The organism is Pseudalkalibacillus hwajinpoensis, assembly GCF_039851965.1.
GTDB classification, from domain to species: domain Bacteria; phylum Bacillota; class Bacilli; order Bacillales; family Guptibacillaceae; genus Guptibacillus; species Guptibacillus hwajinpoensis_E.
The window spans coordinates 3,776,291-3,796,713 of sequence record NZ_CP156674.1 but is presented as its reverse complement, the minus strand read 5'-3'; the positions used below and the strand labels follow the sequence as shown (position 1 = coordinate 3,796,713).

The window sequence follows — 20,423 nt, the reverse complement described above, 5'->3', positions numbered from 1 at the left end:
CTTGTCCATGAATGTGAATCCATGTAAAATAACGTTAGAATGCTCAGTTGAGGGAGGGACTTTCATGCCCCGCAAAGCAACAAAGATTGTTGTGTATATTATGATTATCTCCATGCTGCTCAGCTTATTTGCTGGCGCAACCGCTATGCTGTTTTAGGCGATACGATAATATCAATAGGATAAATAAACAGGAGCCTGTCTCATTTCGAGACAGGCTCCTGTTTATTGTTTAGCTATGCTAGTTCATGCTGCCCTATTTTGTTAACGCACCAGCTTTTCTTCCAAGCTCAAGAAAGGACTCTGCACTCGACGTAATCAGGATTTTCGTTCCATAAGGCACTTCATCAAATAGTTTCTCTACTTCGTTATTTTGCAGACGCACACATCCCGCTGTCGTGTGTTCACCAATTGAAGATGGTCGATTGGTGCCGTGAAGACCGTATATTCGCCCATCAGTATTTTGAGCGTCAAACCCGATCCACCGTGTTCCAAGCGGATTATCCTCTCTACCTCCAGGTATGTTTTTCTTTCGGTAGTAGGGATTCTCTGCTTTTACAATAACCATAAATGTCCCTTCAGGTGTAAGCTCTGAGCTGCGTCCTGTTGCTACAGGAATCACTTTTACGATTTCATTTTCATTCAGATAAGCGAGCTCATTCGATTCTTTGTTAACAATAATAAAGGGATCACCCGGGATCGGCTTATCTCCAAATGGAAAAAGAACGGATGCAGCGAGGAACATAGAGAAGAAGAGTTGAACCATCTTTGTTCACTCCTTTTTCTATTTAGCATGCATCCGTTCAAAAATATCATTCAGATTTTGAAAAAGCACCTGGTTTGAAATAGCGTTTCAGTAGTAAATACTGTTCGATTTCGTTTAAGAAATAGAGGAGAGCTGATCTCGTCTCAAATTCAGCTCTATCTGCTGGGAGAGGTGAATTGCGAAATTCTTCCCTCATAGCAAGCAGCTCATCTAGAAATACGTTTGCCGTATTTTGCGGTTTAACGGAGTCACTTAGTTTCTCCATAAATTCAGCTATCGTCTTGCCGTGAATGTACGTCTGATCAAGCGAAGAGATGATTGGAAGAACCCTCTCAAGAATCGCAAATTGCTTTTCTCTCATTTTGAAATAGACATAATATTTGTCGTCGTCACGAAGCATGTGATTTTCAATATCCTTTAATGCAATGCTCTTCGCGTTCTGAAGGAGGTCCCCCACTTCGATGATTTCTTTTCCATCCCAATTACTTTCTCCTTCACGAAGATAAACGGCATACTCCATCAAAATAATCGAAAACTTTTCTTCTATTTGCTTCCTTATTTGTTTCAGATCTTTTTCAAGATTAGGCATATATAAATTAAAGAGCAGCGCAACTCCTATTCCGATGACAATTATCGCTACCTCATTCCAAACAATATCCCAACTGACCGTATTAAAATTATAGATGTGTAATATAATGACTGAACTCGTAATAACACCTTCAGTTGCTTTAATAGCTACAACAGACGGGATAAAGAAGAGCAGTAATAAAGAAATACTCAAAGGGGTATAACCGATACCCTCAAAGAAAGCAGCACTAAAAACAATCCCTAGTATACAAGCTATAAACCTCTCCCAGGAGCTTCGAAATGACCTTTTTGTAGTAGGTTTGATACATAGTATCGTTAAAATTCCAGCCGAAACGTAATTTTCAAGGGAAAATAGCTGTGCAATTGTGATTGCTACCCCGGTTCCTATTGCGGTTTTTAGCGTTCGATAACCAATTTTCACTTTCACTACCATACTTCCTTCCAACTGGAGTTACTTCCATAATATCCTTCAATTAACAGAGTTTAAACCATTTTCGCCCTGTTGAACAGACTTCTTTTTTGAATATAACGCTTTCATGGTCACATTTATAAAAAAAAGAGCGAACGCGCTGGTTCGCTCTCTCACAATACCTTTTCGAGAAATGTTCTTGCTCGTTCGGTTTTAGGACGATCGAAGAATTCTGATGGCCTGCCTTCTTCTACTAGCCTTCCACCATCAAGAAATAAAATTCGATCTGCTGCCTCTCTTGCAAACGCCATTTCATGTGTCACAATTACCATCGTCATCCCGGTTTCACCTAGACTTTTCATGACATCAAGAACTTCTTTAACCATTTCAGGATCTAGAGCCGAGGTGGGTTCATCAAACAACATATATTTCGGTTCCATTGCAAGAGCTCGCGCAATCGCCACCCGCTGTTTTTGCCCCCCGGATAATCGCTTAGGATATTCTTTCGCCTTTACGGATAATCCAACCTGCTCTAACAATTGATGTGCTTTTTCTTCAGCGTCTTTACGACTGATCCCTTTCACTTTCATCGGGGCATAAATGAGATTCTCTAAAACTGTTTTATGAGGGAAAAGATGGAAATGTTGAAAGACCATACCGATTTTCTGTCTCAATTCCATAATGTTTGTTTGCGAGTCAGTTAGTTTTTGATCATCTATCCAAATGGATCCAGCTGTCGCATCTTCTAATCTATTCATGCAGCGAAGTAGTGTCGACTTTCCAGACCCTGAAGGACCAATAACCGCTACAACATCTCCTTTATGAATGGAAGTTGATATATCGCTTAGCACTTCAAGATTCCCAAATTTCTTTTGGAGGTTTTCTACCTTAATCACTGCGGCTCATCCTCCTTTCTACAAGCTTACCAACTAGTGTTAAAACCATCACTAGTAAATAATAAATGATCCCGGCTATTAAAAGCGGCTCAAAATATTTAAACTTCTCTGCAGCAACAATCTGACTTCGGCGCATAATGTCAAATACCCCGATCACTGATACAATCGCCGATTCCTTCGTGAGTGTAATAAATTCATTCATTAATGCAGGTAGGATGTTTTTCATCGCCTGAGGTAAAATGATGTCTCGCATCATTGGCCTGTAAGGGATTCCTAGGGCTGCCGCTGCTTCATTTTGTCCAGAGTCCACTGCACGAATTCCTGCGCGAATGATTTCTGAAATATAAGCAGCGGAATTCAATCCAAAAGAAAGTACGCCTGCCTCAAAAGCACTGATGTCATATCCAGTCAGCTGCGGTGTCGCATGATAAAATAATAAAAGCTGTAAAATAAGCGGGGTTCCACGAAAGACTGACGTATACGCATCAGCTATCCAGCTTAGGAAGCGAACTCTACCTATTTTAAATAGTGCGAGAATTGTTCCGAGCACAAATCCTACGATTGCTGATACACTAACAAATTTTAACGTGACCAATATTCCTTGCAGGATGTAGGGAATATTAGGCACGAACTGGGTGAAGTCCAAATTCATGCCCTTTCATCCTTTCTTCTCTTGAAGTGTTATTCTACGGTGTCCTGGCCGAACCATTTTTCAATGAGCTCGTCCATTTTTCCATTTTCCTTCATTTCTTTAATAACCGTATTAAACTCTTCTGTCAGTTCACTGTCTTTCGGAAATGCGACTGCCGATCCAGCTTCTTCAGTGTTAGGAAGTTTCTCGCCCGCTAAATCTTCATTGCTTTCCAGGTATCCATTTGCAACGGTGTCTTCGATGATAATAGCATCATAACGTCCTGATTTCAGCTCTTGAATGAGTTCTGGTATACGATTGAGTGTGATAACTTCCATATCGACTCCGCCTTCTTTTATTTCATTCGCTTTGTCTTCTTGGATTGAACCGAGTTGAACACCAACTTTTGTTCCTTCTAAATCCTCAGGTGCTGAAATATTACTATCCGCTTTCGAAACAATCATATGATTTGCTGTATAGTAGATTTCTGAAAAGTCAACGTTCTCCTTCCGTTCTTCAGTAGGTGTCATTCCCGCAAGAACAAAATCAACTCGCTCACTGCTTAGTGCCGTAATTAGTCCACTAAAATCCATATCTTTAATTTCAACGTTATAGCCAAGTTCTTCAGCAATGTAGTTCGCAATGTCCACATCAAAACCGATAATGTCTTCACCTTTAGCAGAATCGATATATTCAAATGGTGGGTAATCTGCAGATGTTCCCATAACAAGCGTTTTTTCAGATTCGCTCTCACCAGCTTCTCCACCTGAATCATTACTCTCATTTGTAGAACCACAAGCTACAAGCACGGCTAATAATAGTCCAACCATTATGACTAACCAATTCTTTTTCATTTTTAATCCCCCTGTACGAAATGTATAATAATTCATTTTAACGAATAAATAAAACTATAACAGACAAGTTTGAAATTATCTATATCTTTATACATGTTTCTTGCATATCTATTAAAGTTTATATTTTGTTATTATTCAGTTATTTTTACGTTTGAAGCTAACTGCAAAAAAAAAGCACCCTATAGAAAGACCTTTTTTCAAAGTGTCTAATCTATAGGGTACAGTTTATAATAGCCTGGCGCAGTGATTTTAGCAATATTTATTAAATAGATATTGAAGCATGCCGGATACTTCTTCTGGGTCACTGCCCTCAATTTCATGACGTTCAACCATATTAATAATATTGCCATCTTTTAATAGTGCAAAAGAAGGAGATGACGGTGCAAATCCAGCGAAATAAGAACGTGCTTTCGCCGTTGCTTCTTTATCCTGTCCTGCAAAAACGGTTACAAGTTTATCAGGCGTTTTCTCGTTTGCAATAGCCATTCTTGCTGCTGGACGAGCTACTCCTCCTGCACAACCACATACAGAGTTAACCATAACAAGCGTTGTACCTTTCCCAGTAACAACCTCTTCCACCGCTTCTGGTGTTGTAAGCTCTTCATAGCCAGCTGCTTTTATCTCTTCACGTGCTGTAGCTACGACGTCATTCATAAATAAATTAAAGTCCATTGACATTCTTATATTCCTCCCTTATTTCGTGACACCTTACGTTATATTGTATCGCGAATCCCCGATAATTTCCAAGAAAGCCTTCTATTGTTTTTGTTCTGTTTATAAACAGTGTTGACATTCAGCTCATTTACGGCTCTGTGAGTAAGAAATAGCATCAGATCGATTCTAAAAACCGTCCCGCAAGCGGAACGGTCTAATAAAGTAAATCTTGAAGATTTAATTCAATAGATAGATGTGTTTTCTTTCGAAATGGTTTCAAGATTTTCTTTAACTCGAGCTAGGAACTTCCCACAGATCATACCATCAAGAACACGATGATCGAGTGAAAGGCAAAGGTTAACCATATCTCGAACGGCAATCATGCCATTGTTCATCACGACTGGACGTTTCACAATACTTTCAACCTGGAGAATAGCGGCTTGAGGATAATTAATAATCCCCATCGACTGCACTGAACCAAACGATCCGGTATTGTTCACCGTAAACGTTCCACCCTGCATTTCTTCTCCTTTTAATTTGCCTGTTTTTGCTCTTTGAGCAAGCTCTTTCACTTCACGAGCAATGCCTTTGATTGATTTTTCGTCAGCATTTTTGATCACTGGAACGAAAAGAGACTCGTCAGTTCCAACTGCTATTGATATGTTGATATCTTTTTTCTGAACGATTTTGTCACCAGCCCACATCGAATTCATTTGTGGGAATTCTTTTAGAGCTTCAACAACAGCTTTTACAAAAAATGCGAAGAATGTTAGGCCATAGCCCTCCTTCTTCTTAAAATCATCTTTAATACCGTTACGGTACTCAACTAGATTTGTTACATCAACCTCTACCATTGTCCACGCATGTGGCGCTTCATGTTTGCTGCGAAGCATGTTATTCGCAATAGCACGTCGCACACCTGTTACAGGAATTTCAATATCGCCTTCAGCAACAGGAACTTCCGACCCTTTTGGATCTGGAGATTTAGGAGCCTCTGCTTTCTCCTGTTTCGGTTCCGGTTCTTTTTGCTCTGCTTTAGGTTCAGGAATCTCTCCAGAATCGATAACTTTCTGGATATCTTTACGCGTAATGCGTCCACCCTTACCAGATCCGCTAACCTGTTCAAGGTCGATATCATTTTCCTGAGCAAGGCGCAGAACAGCTGGTGAGTAGCGACGCTTCATCGGCTGCTCCTCGTCCTGTTCCTTTTTCTCTTCAGAAATGTTTTCGATTGCCTTCTGGCCAGTAGACTCTTCTTGCTTTTCTTCTACGGCCGCTCCACCCTCGACATCGATATAGCATACTAGCTCACCAACTTCGATTGTATCGCCTTCTCCAGCGACAAGCTCTTTAATAACGCCAGTATACGAAGAAGGAACCTCCGCATTGACTTTATCTGTATTAACCTCCGCAATAGGGTCATATTTATTGACAGTATCGCCGACTTCTACAAGCCATTTTTCGATTGTACCTTCGGTGACACTCTCCCCAAGCTGAGGCATCAGTATTTTTTCAACTCCCACAATAAAACCTCCTTTTCTCGCAATTCGTTCTTTAGAATTCTGCTAGTTCACGCATCGCTTTCTCCACTTTGTCAGGATTAAGCATGAAATACTTTTCCATAGGAGGCGAATACGGCATTGCGGGCACATCCGGGCCAGCAAGACGCTGAATTGGTGCATCAAGGTCAAATAGACACTCTTCTGCAATAATAGCTGATACTTCGCTAATAATACTTCCTTCTTTATTATCCTCTGTTACAAGAAGAACTTTTCCTGTCTTTTTAGCAGCTTCAACAATGGCCTCTCGATCAAGCGGATATACTGTACGAAGATCAAGTATATGAGCAGAAATACCATCTTTCTCAAGTTTTTCTGCAGCCTGAAGGGCAAAATGTACGCTTAGGCCATAGGTAATGACCGTAATGTCGTCACCTTCACGTTTCACATCAGCCTTTCCAATTGGAAGTGTATATTCCTCTTCCGGTACCTGTCCTTTGATCAAGCGATAAGCACGCTTATGCTCAAAAAATAGTACGGGATCATTGTCTCGAATCGCCGCCTTAAGAAGCCCTTTTGCATCGTAAGGTGTGGAAGGCATTACAATTTTCAAACCGGGGACATTAGCAAACAATGCTTCCACAGACTGTGAATGATAAAGCGCACCATGAACACCGCCACCATAAGGAGCGCGAATTGTAATCGGGCAATTCCAATCATTATTTGATCGATAGCGAATCTTAGCTGCTTCTGAAACAATCTGGTTAACAGCAGGCATAATGAAGTCAGCAAACTGCATCTCAGCTACAGGTCTCATTCCGTACATAGCAGCGCCAATTCCAACACCTGCAATTGCAGATTCAGCAAGTGGTGTGTCAATAACACGCTGCTCTCCAAACTCATCATAAAGACCATCAGTCGCTCGGAAAACACCCCCGCGAACGCCAACATCTTCGCCTAGGACAAAGACTTTCTCGTCACGCTGCATTTCTTCCCTGAGGGCCTGTGTTATCGCTTGAATATATGAAATAACTGGCATATTGGTTCCCCCTTACTCTCCGTATACATGCTTCATTGCATCTTCAGCAGGTGCATAATCCGCATTTTCTGCGTATTCTGTTGCTTCATCGACTTCTTTTTGAACACGGTCATGAATTTCTTTTTCAATGTCTTCTGTAAGAACGCCTACTTCTTTAAGATAAGCAGCAAATGTAATAATAGCATCTTTCTTCTTCGCTTCCTCAACTTCTTCACGTGTGCGATAAGCACGATCATCGTCATCACTTGAGTGAGGAGTTAAGCGATAAGACACAGTCTCGATTAGGGTTGGACCTTCGCCACGACGGCCTCTCTCAACTGCTTCCTTAGCTGCTTCATACACAGCAAGAGGATCATTTCCATCAACCGTCACACCCGGCATTCCGTAGCCAATAGCACGATCAGACACTTTTTCACACGCTAGCTGTTTTGAAACTGGAACTGAGATCGCATACTTGTTATTTTCACAAACAAAAAGTACAGGTAGCTTATGAACACCAGCAAAATTTGCGGCTTCATGGAAATCACCCTGATTAGAAGAACCTTCTCCAAACGAACAGAATGCTACAAGATCCTTTCCTTCCATACGACCAGCAAGAGCAAATCCGACCGCATGAGGAACCTGTGTCGTTACTGGTGAAGATCCCGTAATGATATTGTTTTTCTTTTGACCAAAGTGACCCGGCATTTGACGTCCTGCTGAATTAGGGTCTTCCGCTTTTGCAAACCCTGAAAGCATAAGGTCACGAGCCGTCATTCCAAACGATAATACAACGCCCATATCACGATAGTAAGGCGCGACAAAATCTTTTTCGGGATCCATCGCAAATGCAGAACCAACCTGAGCTGCTTCCTGACCCTGACAGGAAATAACGAATGGAATTTTACCGGCACGGTTTAAAAGCCACATACGCTCATCAATTTTACGAGCCATTAACATTGTTTCGAACATCTCTAGCACACGCTCGTCGGATAATCCGAGTGCTTCATGACGTTTTTCAGCCATAGTGTTTACCTCCTTAAATGAACCTGTATTAAGAATGAATTGCCTTTCCTTCTACTGCGAGTGCCGCTTCCCCTATCGCTTCAGATAGCGTCGGATGAGGATGAATGGTATGAGCCACTTCCCATGCAGTAGCATCAAGAACCTTAGCCAGCCCTGCTTCAGAAATCATATCTGTCACGTGAGGTCCTATCATATGTACACCAAGCAAATCCTCATTATCTGCATCAGCGACAAGCTTTACAAAACCATCAGATTCACCAAATACAAGCGCTTTTCCGATTGCCTTAAAAGGAAACTTACCAACTTTCACATTATGGCCTTGAGCTTTCGCATCCTCTTCTGTTAGTCCTACACTTGCCATTTCTGGACTACTGTAGATGCAGCTCGATACCATTGTATAGTCGATCGGCTCTGGATTTTGATCTGCTAGATGCTCAACTGCTGTAATACCTTCGTGTGATGCTACATGGGCAAGCTGCATTCCACCGATTACATCACCAATCGCGTAGATATGAGATTCTTTCGTTTGGTAGAATTCGTTTGTGTGAATCACGCCATTTTCAACTTCAATTGTCGTGTTTTCGAGACCAATATTTTGCACATTAGCTTCTCGACCAACAGATACAAGTATTTTGTCTGCAGTAAAGGTTTTGGTTTCCCCCTCGTGCTCTGCTTGAACGGTGACACCTTCACCTTTCTCAAGGGATTCACCTATTACTTTTGCTCCGGTGAAAAGCTTGATTCCTTTTTTCTTCATTAACTTATGTGCTTCTTTAGAAATGTCATGATCTTCTGTCGGAACGATGCGATCTGCATATTCAAGCACGGTAACATCAACTCCAAAATCAACAAGCATTGATGCCCACTCAATTCCGATAACCCCTCCACCTACAATGATGATCGATGATGGGAGAATTTCCATTTGAAGCGCTTCATCAGAAGTCATCACAAATTCTCCATCCACCTCTAGCCCTGGAAGGGTTCTTGGCTTAGAGCCTGTCGCAACAATCACATTTTTAGGGATTAGCATTGGGTTTTCTTCCCCGTTGTTCATTTCTACTGAAACAGTACCGGGCATTGGGGAGAAAATCGATGGGCCGAGAATTCTTCCAAATCCTTCGTATACATCAATCTTACCCTGCTTCATAAGATGCTTGACACCGTTATGAAGTTGATCAACGATCCCCTGTTTCCGTTCCTGTACTTTTTTGAAATCAAGTGCTACTTCTTTCGCCATCACACCAAATTTCTCACCATCTTTTGCAGTTGCAAAAACTTCAGCACTGCGAAGCAGTGCTTTACTTGGAATACATCCGCGGTGGAGACAGGTTCCTCCAAGCTCCCGCTTCTCTACAATTGCCGTTTTCAACCCGAGCTGCGAGGCGCGAATTGCAGCAACATAGCCACCTGTTCCTCCGCCCATAATGACAAGATCATATTCTTCAGCCATTTCAATTCTCCTTTGAAACGTATTATCTAAACCGTCGGGCAGGAACCGCGCACCCAAATTCGAAATTCAATCTAGAGGCTTGAGTGAGGATTCATTGCCGCTAACCGTCTGATTGGTTCAATTAACCGTTTGAGGCGGATGCCCCTCAGATGAAAGCTCTCTTTATAACACCATCGATTCAACCGATGAGACAGGATAGATTTTGGCACCTTCTTCTTCTCTTAATACGCGCAATCCGCCTTCAGCAAGAGCTTGGAGCTCGTTTTCACCGGGATGAACAATCACATCAGCGATCCATTTAATCTTGTCTGTAATTTGAGAGACAAACTGTTTTCCGTAAGCCATACCGCCTGTAAGAACAATCGCATCAACTTCTCCTGAAAGAACCGTACTTGCTGCACCGATTTCTTTTGCAACCTGGTAGGCCATCGCATCGAATACTAGCTTTGCTTTCTCGTCGCCTTCACTTATTCGCTTCTCTACTTTTACTGCATCGTTGGTACCAAGGTAGCCAACAAAGCCAGCTTGTCCCACAAGCTTCTTCATGATTTCCTCTGCATAATACTCACCAGAAAAGCACATGGAAACAAGATCGCCAACAGGAACCGTACCTGCACGTTCAGGTGAAAATGGTCCTTCTCCATGCAATCCATTGTTCACGTCAATAACTTTTCCATTCTTATGTGCGCCAACTGTTATCCCGCCACCCATGTGGGTCACAATCAAATTCAAATCCTCATATTTGCTGTCAAGCTGGGCTGCCACTCTCCTTGCAACTGCTTTCTGATTTAGGGCATGAAAAATACTTTTTCGTTCAATCTGTGGAACGCCTGAGAGGCGTGCCACATCCTGAAGTTCATCCACCACAACCGGATCCACTATAAACGAAGGAATATTCAGCTGCTCTGCGATTTCGAATGCGATGATACCGCCTAGATTTGAAGCATGTTCACCAGAGAAACCGTTTCGCAAATCTTCAAGCATTTTCTCGTTAACGGAATAGGTGCCACCCTCGATCGGTCTCAATAAGCCACCGCGACCAACAACGGCATTAAGCTTTGAAATATTAATCGCTTCTTCATCAAGCGCTTCAAGGATTGTGTTCTTCCTAAATTCATACTGATCAATAATGGATTTGAATTGATTAATTTCATCCGTATCGTGCCTCAATGTTTTCTCAAAAACAGCACGTTCATTATCAAAAATCCCTATCTTCGTTGATGTTGATCCTGGATTGATAACTAGCAATCGAAATTCTTTTTCTATCACTTTCTAAACCCTCCGTTTATCTGCGATGCCCTAGAATATGCTGAGAGTTTATCAAGAATTGGCTTCTTGATTGTTTCATCTGTTCAATTCTTTCTTCAGCAAGACGATCTGCAGCCGCATAAGTAGGAATTCCATCCCGTTTAGAGATTTCAATAACTTTAGCGATGTTGTCATAGATTCCTTCAACACGCTTCATTGCACGATCGCGGTTATAGCCATAAAGCTCATCAGCTACGTTAATTACGCCACCTGCATTGATAACATAGTCAGGCGCATATACAATGCCCATCTCATGAATCTGATCACCATGAGTTGTTTCACGAAGCTGGTTATTAGCAGCTCCTGCAATCACCTTAGCCTTGATCTTCCCAATCGTTTCATCGTTGATAATGGCACCAAGCGCACATGGTGCGAAAATATCACAATCTACCTCGTAAATGTCATCAGGATCAACAGCTTTTGCACCGAAATCTGCTACGGCACGATCAACAGATTCTTTATTAATATCTGTAACAACCAGGGAAGCGCCCTCTTCGTGTAGATGCTTACATAGGTTATAGGCGACGTTTCCTACACCTTGAACGGCAACTGTCTTACCTTCTAATGAATCTGTTCCGAATGCTTCATTAGCAGCAGCTTTCATTCCCACATAAACGCCGTAGGCAGTCACAGGAGACGGATTACCAGATGAACCGAATGCTGGAGAAATACCTGTTACAAATTCTGTTTCTTCATGAATAGTATCCATGTCATGAACAGTTGTACCTACGTCTTCAGCCGTTATATAGCGGCCGTTTAGGCCCTGGATAAAACGACCGAACGCCCGGAACATCGCTTCATTTTTATCTTTCCTAGGATCCCCAATTATAACCGTTTTACCACCACCAAGGTTTAGTCCAGCTGCCGCATTTTTATATGTCATCCCTTTTGCTAGACGAAGCGCATCTTCAAAAGCTGCTTCTTCTGAAGCATATGTCCACATTCTTGTTCCGCCAAGAGCAGGCCCAAGTGTTGTATCATGAATAGCGATAATTGCTTTTAGTCCTGAAGCTTTATCCTGACAAACGACTACTTGTTCATAATCATATTTCTCCATATAAGTAAAAAGTTCCATTGTAATCTCCCTTTCTGATTTTCCTCTAAATTATCTTGTTGAATTTACAGCTAGCGCGATACTATATACCTTGCTTTGTGCACTATCAGCTCTTGAAGTTAAAACGATAGGTGCTTTTGCACCCGCGATAACGCCCCCGACTCTTGCATTTGCAAAATAAACTAGTGATTTGTAAAGAGCGTTTCCAACTTCAATCGAAGGGACAAGTAAGATATCTGCATTTCCAGCGACGTGACTTTTGATCCCTTTGTGTTCTGCCGCTTCCGATGAAATTGCATTATCAAGCGCAAGCGGACCATCAATGATACAGTCAGTAATTTGCCCTCGGGCATTCATCTGAGTGAGCGCTGCTGCATCAAGCGTTGCCTGCATGGCAGGATTTACTACCTCAACTGCAGCTAGTGCTGCAACTTTCGGAATCGTTATACCAACTGTTAAAGCAACGCCTACAGCGTTTTTGGTAATTTCTATTTTTTGAGAAAGGTCAGGTTCAATATTCATACCAGAATCCGTTACAAAGATTAGACGTTCATACCCTGGTACATCAAATGCCGCAACGTGAGATAGGACCTTCCCTTTACGAAGTCCATAATCTTTATTTAAAACTTCTTTTAAAATAACGGAAGTCGAAACCATTCCCTTCATCAGTACATCTGCTTCACCACAACTGACAGCGGTTACAGCTGCCTTTGAGGCTTCTTGATCAGATGAAGCATGAATAACCCGAACAGTTTCAGATGGAGTAATTTGATGCATAGTAAGCATTTCATTAATTACTTTTTGGTCTCCATATAGGATGAAGGAAGCAAGGTTCTTCTCTACTGCTAGTTTCACTGCTTCAACCACTTCCGGATCAGCAGCCGCAGCTAGTGCAACAATTTTATTCGATTGATGGGATGCGTTATTCAATAGCTGATCTAAATTCATTGATGTCCCTCCTAATACGCCACAAGTCTAATATGCAAGATCCGTGCCAACTTCAAAACGCCGCTACAAGGCAGTTGTGTCCACTTTAAATATGCAAATGTCTGCAAACCATGCAAACTATTGCATGCTGGATTTTTCAATTCCGTGCTTCTCCATTTTATAATAAAGATTTCTGAGCGACACTCCTAACGCTCTAGCTGTTGCCGTTTTATTTCCTTCGTAAAGTTCAAGTGTATGAATGATCGTCTTTCTTTCAAATTCATCCACAAGTTGAGACAGCGTCATCTCAGGTGTACGTTCAACAGAAAGCAATTCTTTATCCTTATTTTCACTCAAAAGAGAAGGGAGATGATGAAGATCAATTAAAGTTTCCGCAGGATCCATATGGATAACGATTCTTCCAAGGACGTTTTCAAATTCTCTTACGTTTCCTGGCCAATCATACTGTTTGAAGTAATCAACCGCAGCAGGGGTAATTCCCTCAACGTTCCTTCCATAATCTTGATTAATTTTCGCAAGCAAATGCTTCGCAAGTGCAGCAATATCTTCTTTTCGCTGCCTTAAAGGAGTGATTTGGATGGGAAGACGATTTAATCGATAGTATAAATCTTCCCTAAATGAACCATCTATTATTCTTTTTTCAAGCTTCGCGTTTGTTGCTGCGATAATCCTAACGTTGATCGAAATAGGTTTTGCCCCGCCCACGCGGACAATTTCGCGTTCCTGAAGAACGCGAAGTAATTTCGCCTGTGTTCCAAGAGATACTTCGCCTATTTCATCTAAAAAGATGCTTCCGCCATTTGCTTCTTCAAAAAGCCCTCGCTTACCACCCTGCCTCGCACCTGAAAATGCTCCGTCTTCATACCCAAACAGTTCACTTTCAAATAGCGACTCAGATATTGCTGCACAATTCACTCTAACGAACTTTTTGTACTTCCTGTCACTCGCATTATGTATCGCGTGGGCAAATAATTCTTTCCCTGTCCCTGATTCTCCACGCAGTAAGACTGTAGCGGGGGTCGAAGCAGCTAACTTAGCCTGTTGAATCGAAAATGTCATCTCTTCTGAATCGCCGATAATATCCTCGAATGAATACTTTGCTTCCAGCGTTCGAATGATTTGTCTAGCTCGTTGAAGTTGATTGTTAAGTGAGTGCAGCTCAGAGATATCGTGAATCACTCCAACGCTTCCTTTTAATCGCCCATCAACTATTACAGGGGAAACATTCACAACAACTTCGCGCTTTTTGGGACCTACTTTCATTTGCACCCCTCGAACAGGCTTCCGTGTTCGAAGTACACGCATGTGCATGCTTTCCCCCTCAGAAATATCCGTACTCGCCGGTTTTCCAATCACCTGATTTTTGTCAAGTCCCGTAAGTCTTGTATAAGCAGGGTTAATCATCAACCCTTTTCCATCTTCGTCTACAACAGATATAGCTTCATCTGAAGATTGGATAATCGCTTCAAGCATCGACTGAACACTTTTCAAGTTGGTCACTTCTTGAGCCATTTCTTCAATTGCCGTCATATCCTTGAAAACAGCCAGTGCTCCAATGCGCTTTCTTTCATCGTCAAACATGGGTATTCTGGTTGTAACAATTCTTTTACCGTTTGGCAGAAGCTGTTTTTGATTGACTTCCGGCTCTCCTGAGGCAAGAACTCTCGGTAATTTACTGGACGCCATAAGCGAATCAATTAATTTACCGGTTGCATCTTCTTTACTAATCCCTGTGATTCTTTCAGCACTTCGGTTAAAAAGCGTTACTTTCTCATCTACATTTATAGCAATCATACCGTCATGAGTAGAATCTAGAATGATCTCCTGCTGCTTTGACTGATGCTGTAATGTATCAATTAATACTTCTTTTTCTTCAATTAAATTAAGCACAATATTAGCTACAGATCCAGGAATTAAGACAGTGTGTTTCTCTCGCTTATCTCTAACTTCTTCAAATACCGCTTCAATTCCAGTAGCTTCAATAATGACATCGATTTCATAAAGATCTAACGGTTCTTTCCAATCAGAATAAACGGCAATTCCGGCTTCACGGGCGACAGTAATGCCCGGCGCCTTCATATCACAGTCAGCAATTGCTATTACTTCCATCATCTCTGTTTCTCTTAGTATATTGAGAAGCGCCTGACCACCTTTACCAGCACCTACAATCATACACTTACGCAACTATTCATCACCTGCATTCCATACATGCAATATATTTCATACTAATCATACATGTCTTTTGTTATTTTGACAAATCATGCACGGTATTTTTTTCTGTTAAAGACCCCTTATCGCATACATAGACATAACAATGTTACTCCGCTACAATGATTATAGTGATATGTGTAGAAAGGGTGCACCACCAATGCGTTTAATCGCTTTGCTTATTGTTTTGATCCCCGGTATATTCGGTGTGATTGGCATTAAATTAATGAGAGATGTTTTGTTCGGCGTATTAAACCCTCCATTTACCTCTCTCATTGTTCAATTTATACTTGGCCTCATCTTTCTTATCCTGGGTCTTTCATTTGTTGGCGGATTTATCTTCTATCGTGATCGGAAACGCCACAAAGTGCAGGAACGATTTTCTTCAAAAAAACGCTAAAAAAACAAAGCCCGCAAGTTGGGGCTTTGTTTTTTAAGTTAAGTAATAGTGCTAATTACCTGCTATGAGAATAATTATCCGAGTTGTGTTCAATCCGAAGCTTGTCGGCAACCATGGCGATGAACTCTGAATTTGTTGGTTTTGCTTTAGACATGCTCACCGTATAACCAAACAAATTAGAGATGGATTCCACATTACCTCTGCTCCACGCAACTTCGATCGCATGACGAATCGCTCGCTCCACTCGTGATGATGTTGTGTTAAACTTCTTAGCAATATCAGGATAAAGAACTTTTGTAATCGACCCAAGCAGTTCGATGTCATTGTAAACCATTGTAATCGCTTCCCTTAAGTACATGTATCCTTTAATATGGGCAGGCACACCAATTTCATGAATAATGCTTGTAATGCTTGCATCTAGATTCCTTGGTCTGTTTTCGCGTGGCTGGCGTTTGTACCCTCCACTGCTTGAAGTAAATGTGGTTTTCTTTCCACTTACCTGCCTGACGTGACTTGCAAGGTTATCCATGTCAAATGGTTTAAGAATAAAGTAAGAAGCCCCAAGGTCAACCGCTTTCTTAGTAACATCTTCTTGCCCAAATGCAGTGAGCATAATTACGCTGCACGTATAGTTCATTTCTCTTAAACGTTCAAGAACAGCAAGACCATCGAGGTGAGGCATAATAATATCGAGTACGAGAACATCAGGTTTTTCATCTTCTAGCACTTCCAAGCATTCCTGACCATTTGAAGCAGTTCCAACTACCTCCATATCCTCCTGTCGTGACATATATTCCTCAATTAAATTAACTAATTCGCGGTTATCATCAGCAAGACATACTTTTATTTTTTGCACGGTTCCGTCTCTCCTTCCACAAGTTTGATTACGGTAGTATAGACATTCAACGGGATTAGTAATTTTCCTCTAAAGTTTTCTAAAAACTTTTATAAACGATATTATTTCATCATATATCTCTTTATTTCATCAGTTTACTTTCCTTTTCAACAATTTCAGAATACTCTTTCAATTTTGTCGAATTTTCTTCTTCCACAGTATATCACGGTTAGAATATGAAAGAAAGCGAACAGAGAGCTTTTTTTTCAGCTCGCTGTTCGCTTTTCATTTTGACCCTTTTGATAAATGTTAATCCCGGCTTCCTCAAGCATCCATTCGATGTGAACACCATAACCGGACGTGGAATCATTTACAAAAACGTGAGTAACTGCCCCTATCACTTTACCGTTTTGAATGATTGGACTTCCGCTCATTCCCTGAACAATGCCGCCAGTTTCTTTTAGCAGTTCAGGATCGGTTACTTTGATTACCATTCCCTTTGTAGCAGGAAATTTTTGCGGAATCGAACTTACAACTTCAACGTCATACGCTTTTACTTCACTACCTTTTACAACTGTTAGAATCTTCGCTGGTCCTTCTTTCACCTGATGTGAAAGAGCAATTGGCATCGGCTTATCATACATACCCTTTTTTAATTCGATATTCATTTCACCAAATATGCCAAACGGACTATTACGCGTGATCGTCCCCAGTTTTTGTTCTGTTTTTGAAAATCTCGCCAGTTTTTCTCCGGGGTGACCATTGGTACCTTTTTCAATTGACGTAACGGAAGAAGGATAGATCTCTCCATGATGTACGACAATTGGTTTTTTTGTATCCATATCGGATATCACATGCCCTAATGCTCCATACTTTTTAGTATTGGGATGATAAAAAGTGAGTGTGCCCACACCTGCTGCAGAATCACGGATATACAAACCAATTCGATACGCTGCGTTCTGCTTATCTTTAACAGGAACTAATTTTTTACTTAATTCCTTGTTTTCTCTCACGATTGTTACTTCAAGCGCATTACCATCACTACCAGCTTTCTTTACGATTGACCCTATGTCACTCATTTTCTGTACAGACTGTCCATTAATTTTCGTTATAATATCTCCAACTTGAATATCAGCTATTTCTCCTGGTGATCGATCTCCTTGATTCGTATGAATCAGGTGATGACCTACAACTAAAACACCTCGCGTGTTAAGCTTTACACCGATTGATTGACCACCCGGGATAACTTTAAAGTCAGGAAGAACTTTCACATCCACCTTTTTAACTGGGAGATCTCCTACTGTTAAGTCAAGTATATCCGAACCGCTGCTTTCTCCATTGATTGTTACAACGTTTTCCGACTGATCAACATTTACGATGTCAGAACTCGCAACCGATACCACAGCAGGTTTAACAGATGAGATAGTGGTCTGATCTCCTTCAAACATAACGATCTCATCTGGAATCGATAAAAATAATTGTACTGGTTTTGAAAACCCCAGTGCAATTAGAAAACCAAGGAGAACTACGCCTAACAATTTACGAAATATATCTGTCTTCAATCTTTCACTCTCCTCGCTCTTGCCCACACCTCCAACATGGCTGTATCTATAATTTTGCCTTCACAGGCCGTTATTATAACCTGCAAAAATGAAAATGCTACCCACAGTTGGATAGCATTTCAAATCATGATTTAATTTGGTTTGCTTGTAAGAGTAATTCTTGAGCGTGTTTTTTCGTAAGTTCAGTCATCTCAGCACCTGATATCATTCTTCCAAGTTCTTCAATTTGTTCTTCAGTTGTTAAATTTCCAACACTTGTCTTCGTACGACCTTCTCCGGTTTCTTCTTTCGAAATGTAAAGATGATGATCTGCCATAGCAGCTACCTGTGGAAGATGTGTTATCACGAGAACTTGCGAACCAGCAGAAAGGCGTTGGATTTTCTCTGCCATTGCCTGAGCTACCCTGCCACTTACACCAGTATCCACCTCATCAAAAATGATTGAGGTAATTCCCTGGTGTTTTGAGAAAATCGATTTTAACGCAAGCATGATTCTCGATAATTCACCGCCTGATGCTGTTTTAGAAAGTTGTTTTAATGGCTCTCCGGGATTAGTGGAAATCATAAAATCAATATCGTCAACTCCAGAAAAATGAAACATCTCTTTTTTAGTCAAATTTTCATTAAAATGGATGGCAAATTCCGTTTTTTCCATATACAAATCTCTAAGCTCATGATGAATCGAATCCACGAGAACGAAAGCTACCTTTTTACGAAGCCCTGTCAGGTTTTTAGCTTCTACTGTAAGATCTGCCTTCATACCTTTCAAGTTGGCCTCAAGCTCCTGCACACGATCTTCTCGATTCATAAGCTCATCCACTTCATCTTCAATCAAGGCTGCATATTCAAGGATATCCCCTACAGATTCACCATATTTTCTTTTTAGAACCTGTATTTCATTTAAACGCTCTTCAACAAAATCTAAACGTGCAGGATCAAATTCAAGTTGGTCACGGTATGTATTTAATTTACCAGCTGTTTCTTCAAGAAGATAAAATTGATTAGCGACTTCTTCATGGTATTCTTTTAATTCTTCATCAAGGTCTGCCACTGATTCGAGTTGGGACATAGCAAGACCTATCCAATCAAGCCCTCTATTATCACCACTTAACGAATGATACACATCCTGAAGAGCAGAAAAGAGTTTTTCAAAATTTCCGAGGCGCAACTTTTCTTCCATTAACTCTTCATCTTCATTCGGCACAAGCTCTGCTTTAGTGATTTCTTCAAGCTGATATTGAATAAGGTCAAGCCTGTGAGCCATTTGCTGCTCATTTTCAGTCAAATTCTTCATCTGCTGTGTAATTTTCTTATAGCGCTGATAAACTTCCCTGTATTCTGTTAAGGCCGGGGCAATTGATCCATCGCCAAACTGATCAAGGAGTGATAAATGTTTATCTGGTTGCATGAGATCCTGATGCTCATGCTGCCCATGGATGTCAATAAGCGTTTGTCCAATTTCTCTTAAAATGCCTAGTGTCACTAATTTGCCGTTTACTCTGCAAATACTTTTACCTGCATTTGAAATATCTCTTCGTAAAACGACCATATCATCCATAAACTCAATACCAACATCTTCTAACTTTTGAACAGTTGGATGACCAGGATCGATATGAAACAACCCTTCAATTTCAGCCTTTTTTGTACCATAACGAACGAATTCGGCCGAACCTCTGCCGCCTACAAGTAATCCAATGGCATCAATAATGATCGATTTTCCTGCACCGGTTTCTCCTGTAAGCACAGTTAAGCCGCGATCAAACGAAACAGTGATTGCTTCTATAATCGCAAAATTACGAATGGATAGTTCCGCTAACATATTCTCCCACCTTCAAAGATCGTTATCACCTATAGCATATCAATAAAGCGTTGAGATAGCATAGGAGCGGCTTCAGCACTCTTACAAATAATAAGAATTGTATCATCTCCGCTTATGTTTCCCATGATCTCTTCCCAATCCAGATTGTCTATCAAAGCACCGATGGCATTCGCATTACCCGGAAGCGTTTTCATAACAATAAGGTGATCAGCGTGATCAATACTAATAAACGCGTCTGTTAGGGTTCTTTTCAGCTTTTGAAGTGGATTAAAGCGCTGATCTGCAGGAAGACTGTACTTGTATCTTCCATCTATTGTCGGCACTTTAACAAGATGAAGCTCTTTAATATCACGAGAAACTGTTGCCTGCGTTACATTGAAGCCTGCACTTTTCAGGCAATACACAAGCTCGTCCTGTGTTTCTACATCCTGGTTAGCAATCAATTCACGAATTCGAATATGGCGTTGTCCTTTATTCATTGTAAAACCTCCAGAAATTCCG

General features: G+C 41.1%; 20 protein-coding genes. 2 read left to right on the top strand and 18 right to left on the bottom strand.

All coding sequences use genetic code 11. The annotated features are described in order from the left end of the window. The first annotated feature begins 64 nt into the window (after positions 1-64). Positions 65-157 (top strand): stressosome-associated protein Prli42, encoded by a 93-nt coding sequence (prli42, locus tag ABFG93_RS19635; protein WP_142329569.1) that lies wholly within the window; start codon positions 65-67, stop codon positions 155-157. A 96-nt stretch (positions 158-253) separates the two neighbouring features. On the opposite strand, the gene ABFG93_RS19630 is transcribed toward prli42, so the two are convergent. The 14 genes from ABFG93_RS19630 to ABFG93_RS19565 form a co-directional block, all read right to left on the bottom strand. After that, complete coding sequence (locus ABFG93_RS19630) at positions 254-763, bottom strand: L,D-transpeptidase (protein WP_347549694.1); 510 nt, start codon at positions 761-763, stop codon at positions 254-256. Positions 764-809: 46 nt separating this feature from the next. After that, positions 810-1,784: an aromatic acid exporter family protein gene (locus tag ABFG93_RS19625; protein ID WP_347552902.1), complete on the bottom strand. Its 975-nt coding sequence runs from the start codon at positions 1,782-1,784 to the stop codon at positions 810-812. Between the two features lie 149 nt (positions 1,785-1,933). Continuing rightward, positions 1,934-2,656, bottom strand: a complete 723-nt coding sequence (locus tag ABFG93_RS19620) for an amino acid ABC transporter ATP-binding protein (RefSeq protein WP_347549693.1) — start codon at positions 2,654-2,656, stop codon at positions 1,934-1,936. After that, entirely contained in the window at positions 2,649-3,308 is a 660-nt protein-coding gene (locus ABFG93_RS19615) for an amino acid ABC transporter permease (protein ID WP_347549692.1), read from the bottom strand. Before ABFG93_RS19615 ends, ABFG93_RS19620 begins: the two co-directional genes overlap by 8 nt. Positions 3,309-3,337: 29 nt before the next feature. Then, entirely contained in the window at positions 3,338-4,141 is an 804-nt protein-coding gene (locus ABFG93_RS19610) for a transporter substrate-binding domain-containing protein (RefSeq protein ID WP_347549691.1), read from the bottom strand. A gap of 249 nt (positions 4,142-4,390) precedes the next feature. Next, positions 4,391-4,819, bottom strand: coding sequence for a BrxA/BrxB family bacilliredoxin (locus ABFG93_RS19605; RefSeq protein WP_347549690.1), 429 nt, complete (start codon positions 4,817-4,819; stop codon positions 4,391-4,393). A 218-nt stretch (positions 4,820-5,037) separates the two neighbouring features. Beyond that, positions 5,038-6,318 carry a dihydrolipoamide acetyltransferase family protein gene (locus ABFG93_RS19600; protein WP_347549689.1) on the bottom strand — a complete coding sequence of 427 codons (1,281 nt, stop codon included), beginning with the start codon at positions 6,316-6,318 and terminating at the stop codon, positions 5,038-5,040. A gap of 31 nt (positions 6,319-6,349) precedes the next feature. After that, positions 6,350-7,333: an alpha-ketoacid dehydrogenase subunit beta gene (locus tag ABFG93_RS19595; protein WP_347549688.1), complete on the bottom strand. Its 984-nt coding sequence runs from the start codon at positions 7,331-7,333 to the stop codon at positions 6,350-6,352. Positions 7,334-7,345: 12 nt separating this feature from the next. After that, positions 7,346-8,338, bottom strand: coding sequence for a thiamine pyrophosphate-dependent dehydrogenase E1 component subunit alpha (locus ABFG93_RS19590; protein ID WP_347549687.1), 993 nt, complete (start codon positions 8,336-8,338; stop codon positions 7,346-7,348). A 28-nt stretch (positions 8,339-8,366) separates the two neighbouring features. Then, on the bottom strand, positions 8,367-9,788 hold the full coding sequence (lpdA, locus tag ABFG93_RS19585) for a dihydrolipoyl dehydrogenase (RefSeq protein WP_347549686.1): 1,422 nt from the start codon (positions 9,786-9,788) through the stop codon (positions 8,367-8,369). 162 nt (positions 9,789-9,950) lie between these two features. After that, a complete protein-coding gene (gene buk / locus ABFG93_RS19580; RefSeq protein ID WP_347549685.1) occupies positions 9,951-11,057 on the bottom strand; it encodes a butyrate kinase in 1,107 nt (368 codons plus the stop codon). A 16-nt stretch (positions 11,058-11,073) separates the two neighbouring features. Beyond that, positions 11,074-12,171 (bottom strand): branched-chain amino acid dehydrogenase, encoded by a 1,098-nt coding sequence (bcd, locus tag ABFG93_RS19575; RefSeq protein WP_347549684.1) that lies wholly within the window; start codon positions 12,169-12,171, stop codon positions 11,074-11,076. A gap of 30 nt (positions 12,172-12,201) precedes the next feature. Further along, complete coding sequence (yqiS, locus tag ABFG93_RS19570; RefSeq protein WP_347549683.1) at positions 12,202-13,098, bottom strand: phosphate butyryltransferase; 897 nt, start codon at positions 13,096-13,098, stop codon at positions 12,202-12,204. Positions 13,099-13,215: 117 nt separating this feature from the next. After that, on the bottom strand, positions 13,216-15,282 hold the full coding sequence (locus tag ABFG93_RS19565; protein ID WP_347549682.1) for a sigma 54-interacting transcriptional regulator: 2,067 nt from the start codon (positions 15,280-15,282) through the stop codon (positions 13,216-13,218). Between the two features lie 184 nt (positions 15,283-15,466). Between ABFG93_RS19565 and ABFG93_RS19560 the strand changes: the two genes are divergently transcribed. After that, complete coding sequence (locus ABFG93_RS19560) at positions 15,467-15,706, top strand: DUF2627 domain-containing protein (protein ID WP_347549681.1); 240 nt, start codon at positions 15,467-15,469, stop codon at positions 15,704-15,706. A gap of 55 nt (positions 15,707-15,761) precedes the next feature. On the opposite strand, the gene spo0A is transcribed toward ABFG93_RS19560, so the two are convergent. The 4 genes from spo0A to ahrC form a co-directional block, all read right to left on the bottom strand. Then, positions 15,762-16,562, bottom strand: coding sequence for a sporulation transcription factor Spo0A (gene spo0A / locus ABFG93_RS19555; protein ID WP_347549680.1), 801 nt, complete (start codon positions 16,560-16,562; stop codon positions 15,762-15,764). A 245-nt stretch (positions 16,563-16,807) separates the two neighbouring features. After that, a complete protein-coding gene (gene spoIVB / locus ABFG93_RS19550; protein ID WP_347549679.1) occupies positions 16,808-18,103 on the bottom strand; it encodes a SpoIVB peptidase in 1,296 nt (431 codons plus the stop codon). A gap of 124 nt (positions 18,104-18,227) precedes the next feature. Then, positions 18,228-19,922 carry a DNA repair protein RecN gene (gene recN / locus ABFG93_RS19545; RefSeq protein ID WP_347549678.1) on the bottom strand — a complete coding sequence of 565 codons (1,695 nt, stop codon included), beginning with the start codon at positions 19,920-19,922 and terminating at the stop codon, positions 18,228-18,230. Positions 19,923-19,951: 29 nt separating this feature from the next. After that, on the bottom strand, positions 19,952-20,401 hold the full coding sequence (gene ahrC, locus ABFG93_RS19540) for a transcriptional regulator AhrC/ArgR (RefSeq protein WP_347549677.1): 450 nt from the start codon (positions 20,399-20,401) through the stop codon (positions 19,952-19,954). Positions 20,402-20,423 lie beyond the last annotated feature (22 nt).

Excerpts from the sequence above, each read along its gene's own strand:
- prli42 (WP_142329569.1), top strand. The coding sequence starts at position 65 with ATGCCCCGCAAAGCAACAAAGATTGTTGTGTATATTATGATTATCTCC.
- ABFG93_RS19630 (WP_347549694.1), bottom strand. The coding sequence starts at position 763 with ATGGTTCAACTCTTCTTCTCTATGTTCCTCGCTGCATCCGTTCTTTTT.
- ABFG93_RS19625 (WP_347552902.1), bottom strand. The coding sequence starts at position 1,784 with ATGGTAGTGAAAGTGAAAATTGGTTATCGAACGCTAAAAACCGCAATA.
- ABFG93_RS19615 (WP_347549692.1), bottom strand. The coding sequence starts at position 3,308 with ATGAATTTGGACTTCACCCAGTTCGTGCCTAATATTCCCTACATCCTG.
- ABFG93_RS19610 (WP_347549691.1), bottom strand. The coding sequence starts at position 4,141 with ATGAAAAAGAATTGGTTAGTCATAATGGTTGGACTATTATTAGCCGTG.
- ABFG93_RS19605 (WP_347549690.1), bottom strand. The coding sequence starts at position 4,819 with ATGTCAATGGACTTTAATTTATTTATGAATGACGTCGTAGCTACAGCA.
- ABFG93_RS19595 (WP_347549688.1), bottom strand. The coding sequence starts at position 7,333 with ATGCCAGTTATTTCATATATTCAAGCGATAACACAGGCCCTCAGGGAA.
- ABFG93_RS19590 (WP_347549687.1), bottom strand. The coding sequence starts at position 8,338 with ATGGCTGAAAAACGTCATGAAGCACTCGGATTATCCGACGAGCGTGTG.
- lpdA (WP_347549686.1), bottom strand. The coding sequence starts at position 9,788 with ATGGCTGAAGAATATGATCTTGTCATTATGGGCGGAGGAACAGGTGGC.
- bcd (WP_347549684.1), bottom strand. The coding sequence starts at position 12,171 with ATGGAACTTTTTACTTATATGGAGAAATATGATTATGAACAAGTAGTC.
- yqiS (WP_347549683.1), bottom strand. The coding sequence starts at position 13,098 with ATGAATTTAGATCAGCTATTGAATAACGCATCCCATCAATCGAATAAA.
- ABFG93_RS19560 (WP_347549681.1), top strand. The coding sequence starts at position 15,467 with ATGCGTTTAATCGCTTTGCTTATTGTTTTGATCCCCGGTATATTCGGT.
- recN (WP_347549678.1), bottom strand. The coding sequence starts at position 19,922 with ATGTTAGCGGAACTATCCATTCGTAATTTTGCGATTATAGAAGCAATC.
- ahrC (WP_347549677.1), bottom strand. The coding sequence starts at position 20,401 with ATGAATAAAGGACAACGCCATATTCGAATTCGTGAATTGATTGCTAAC.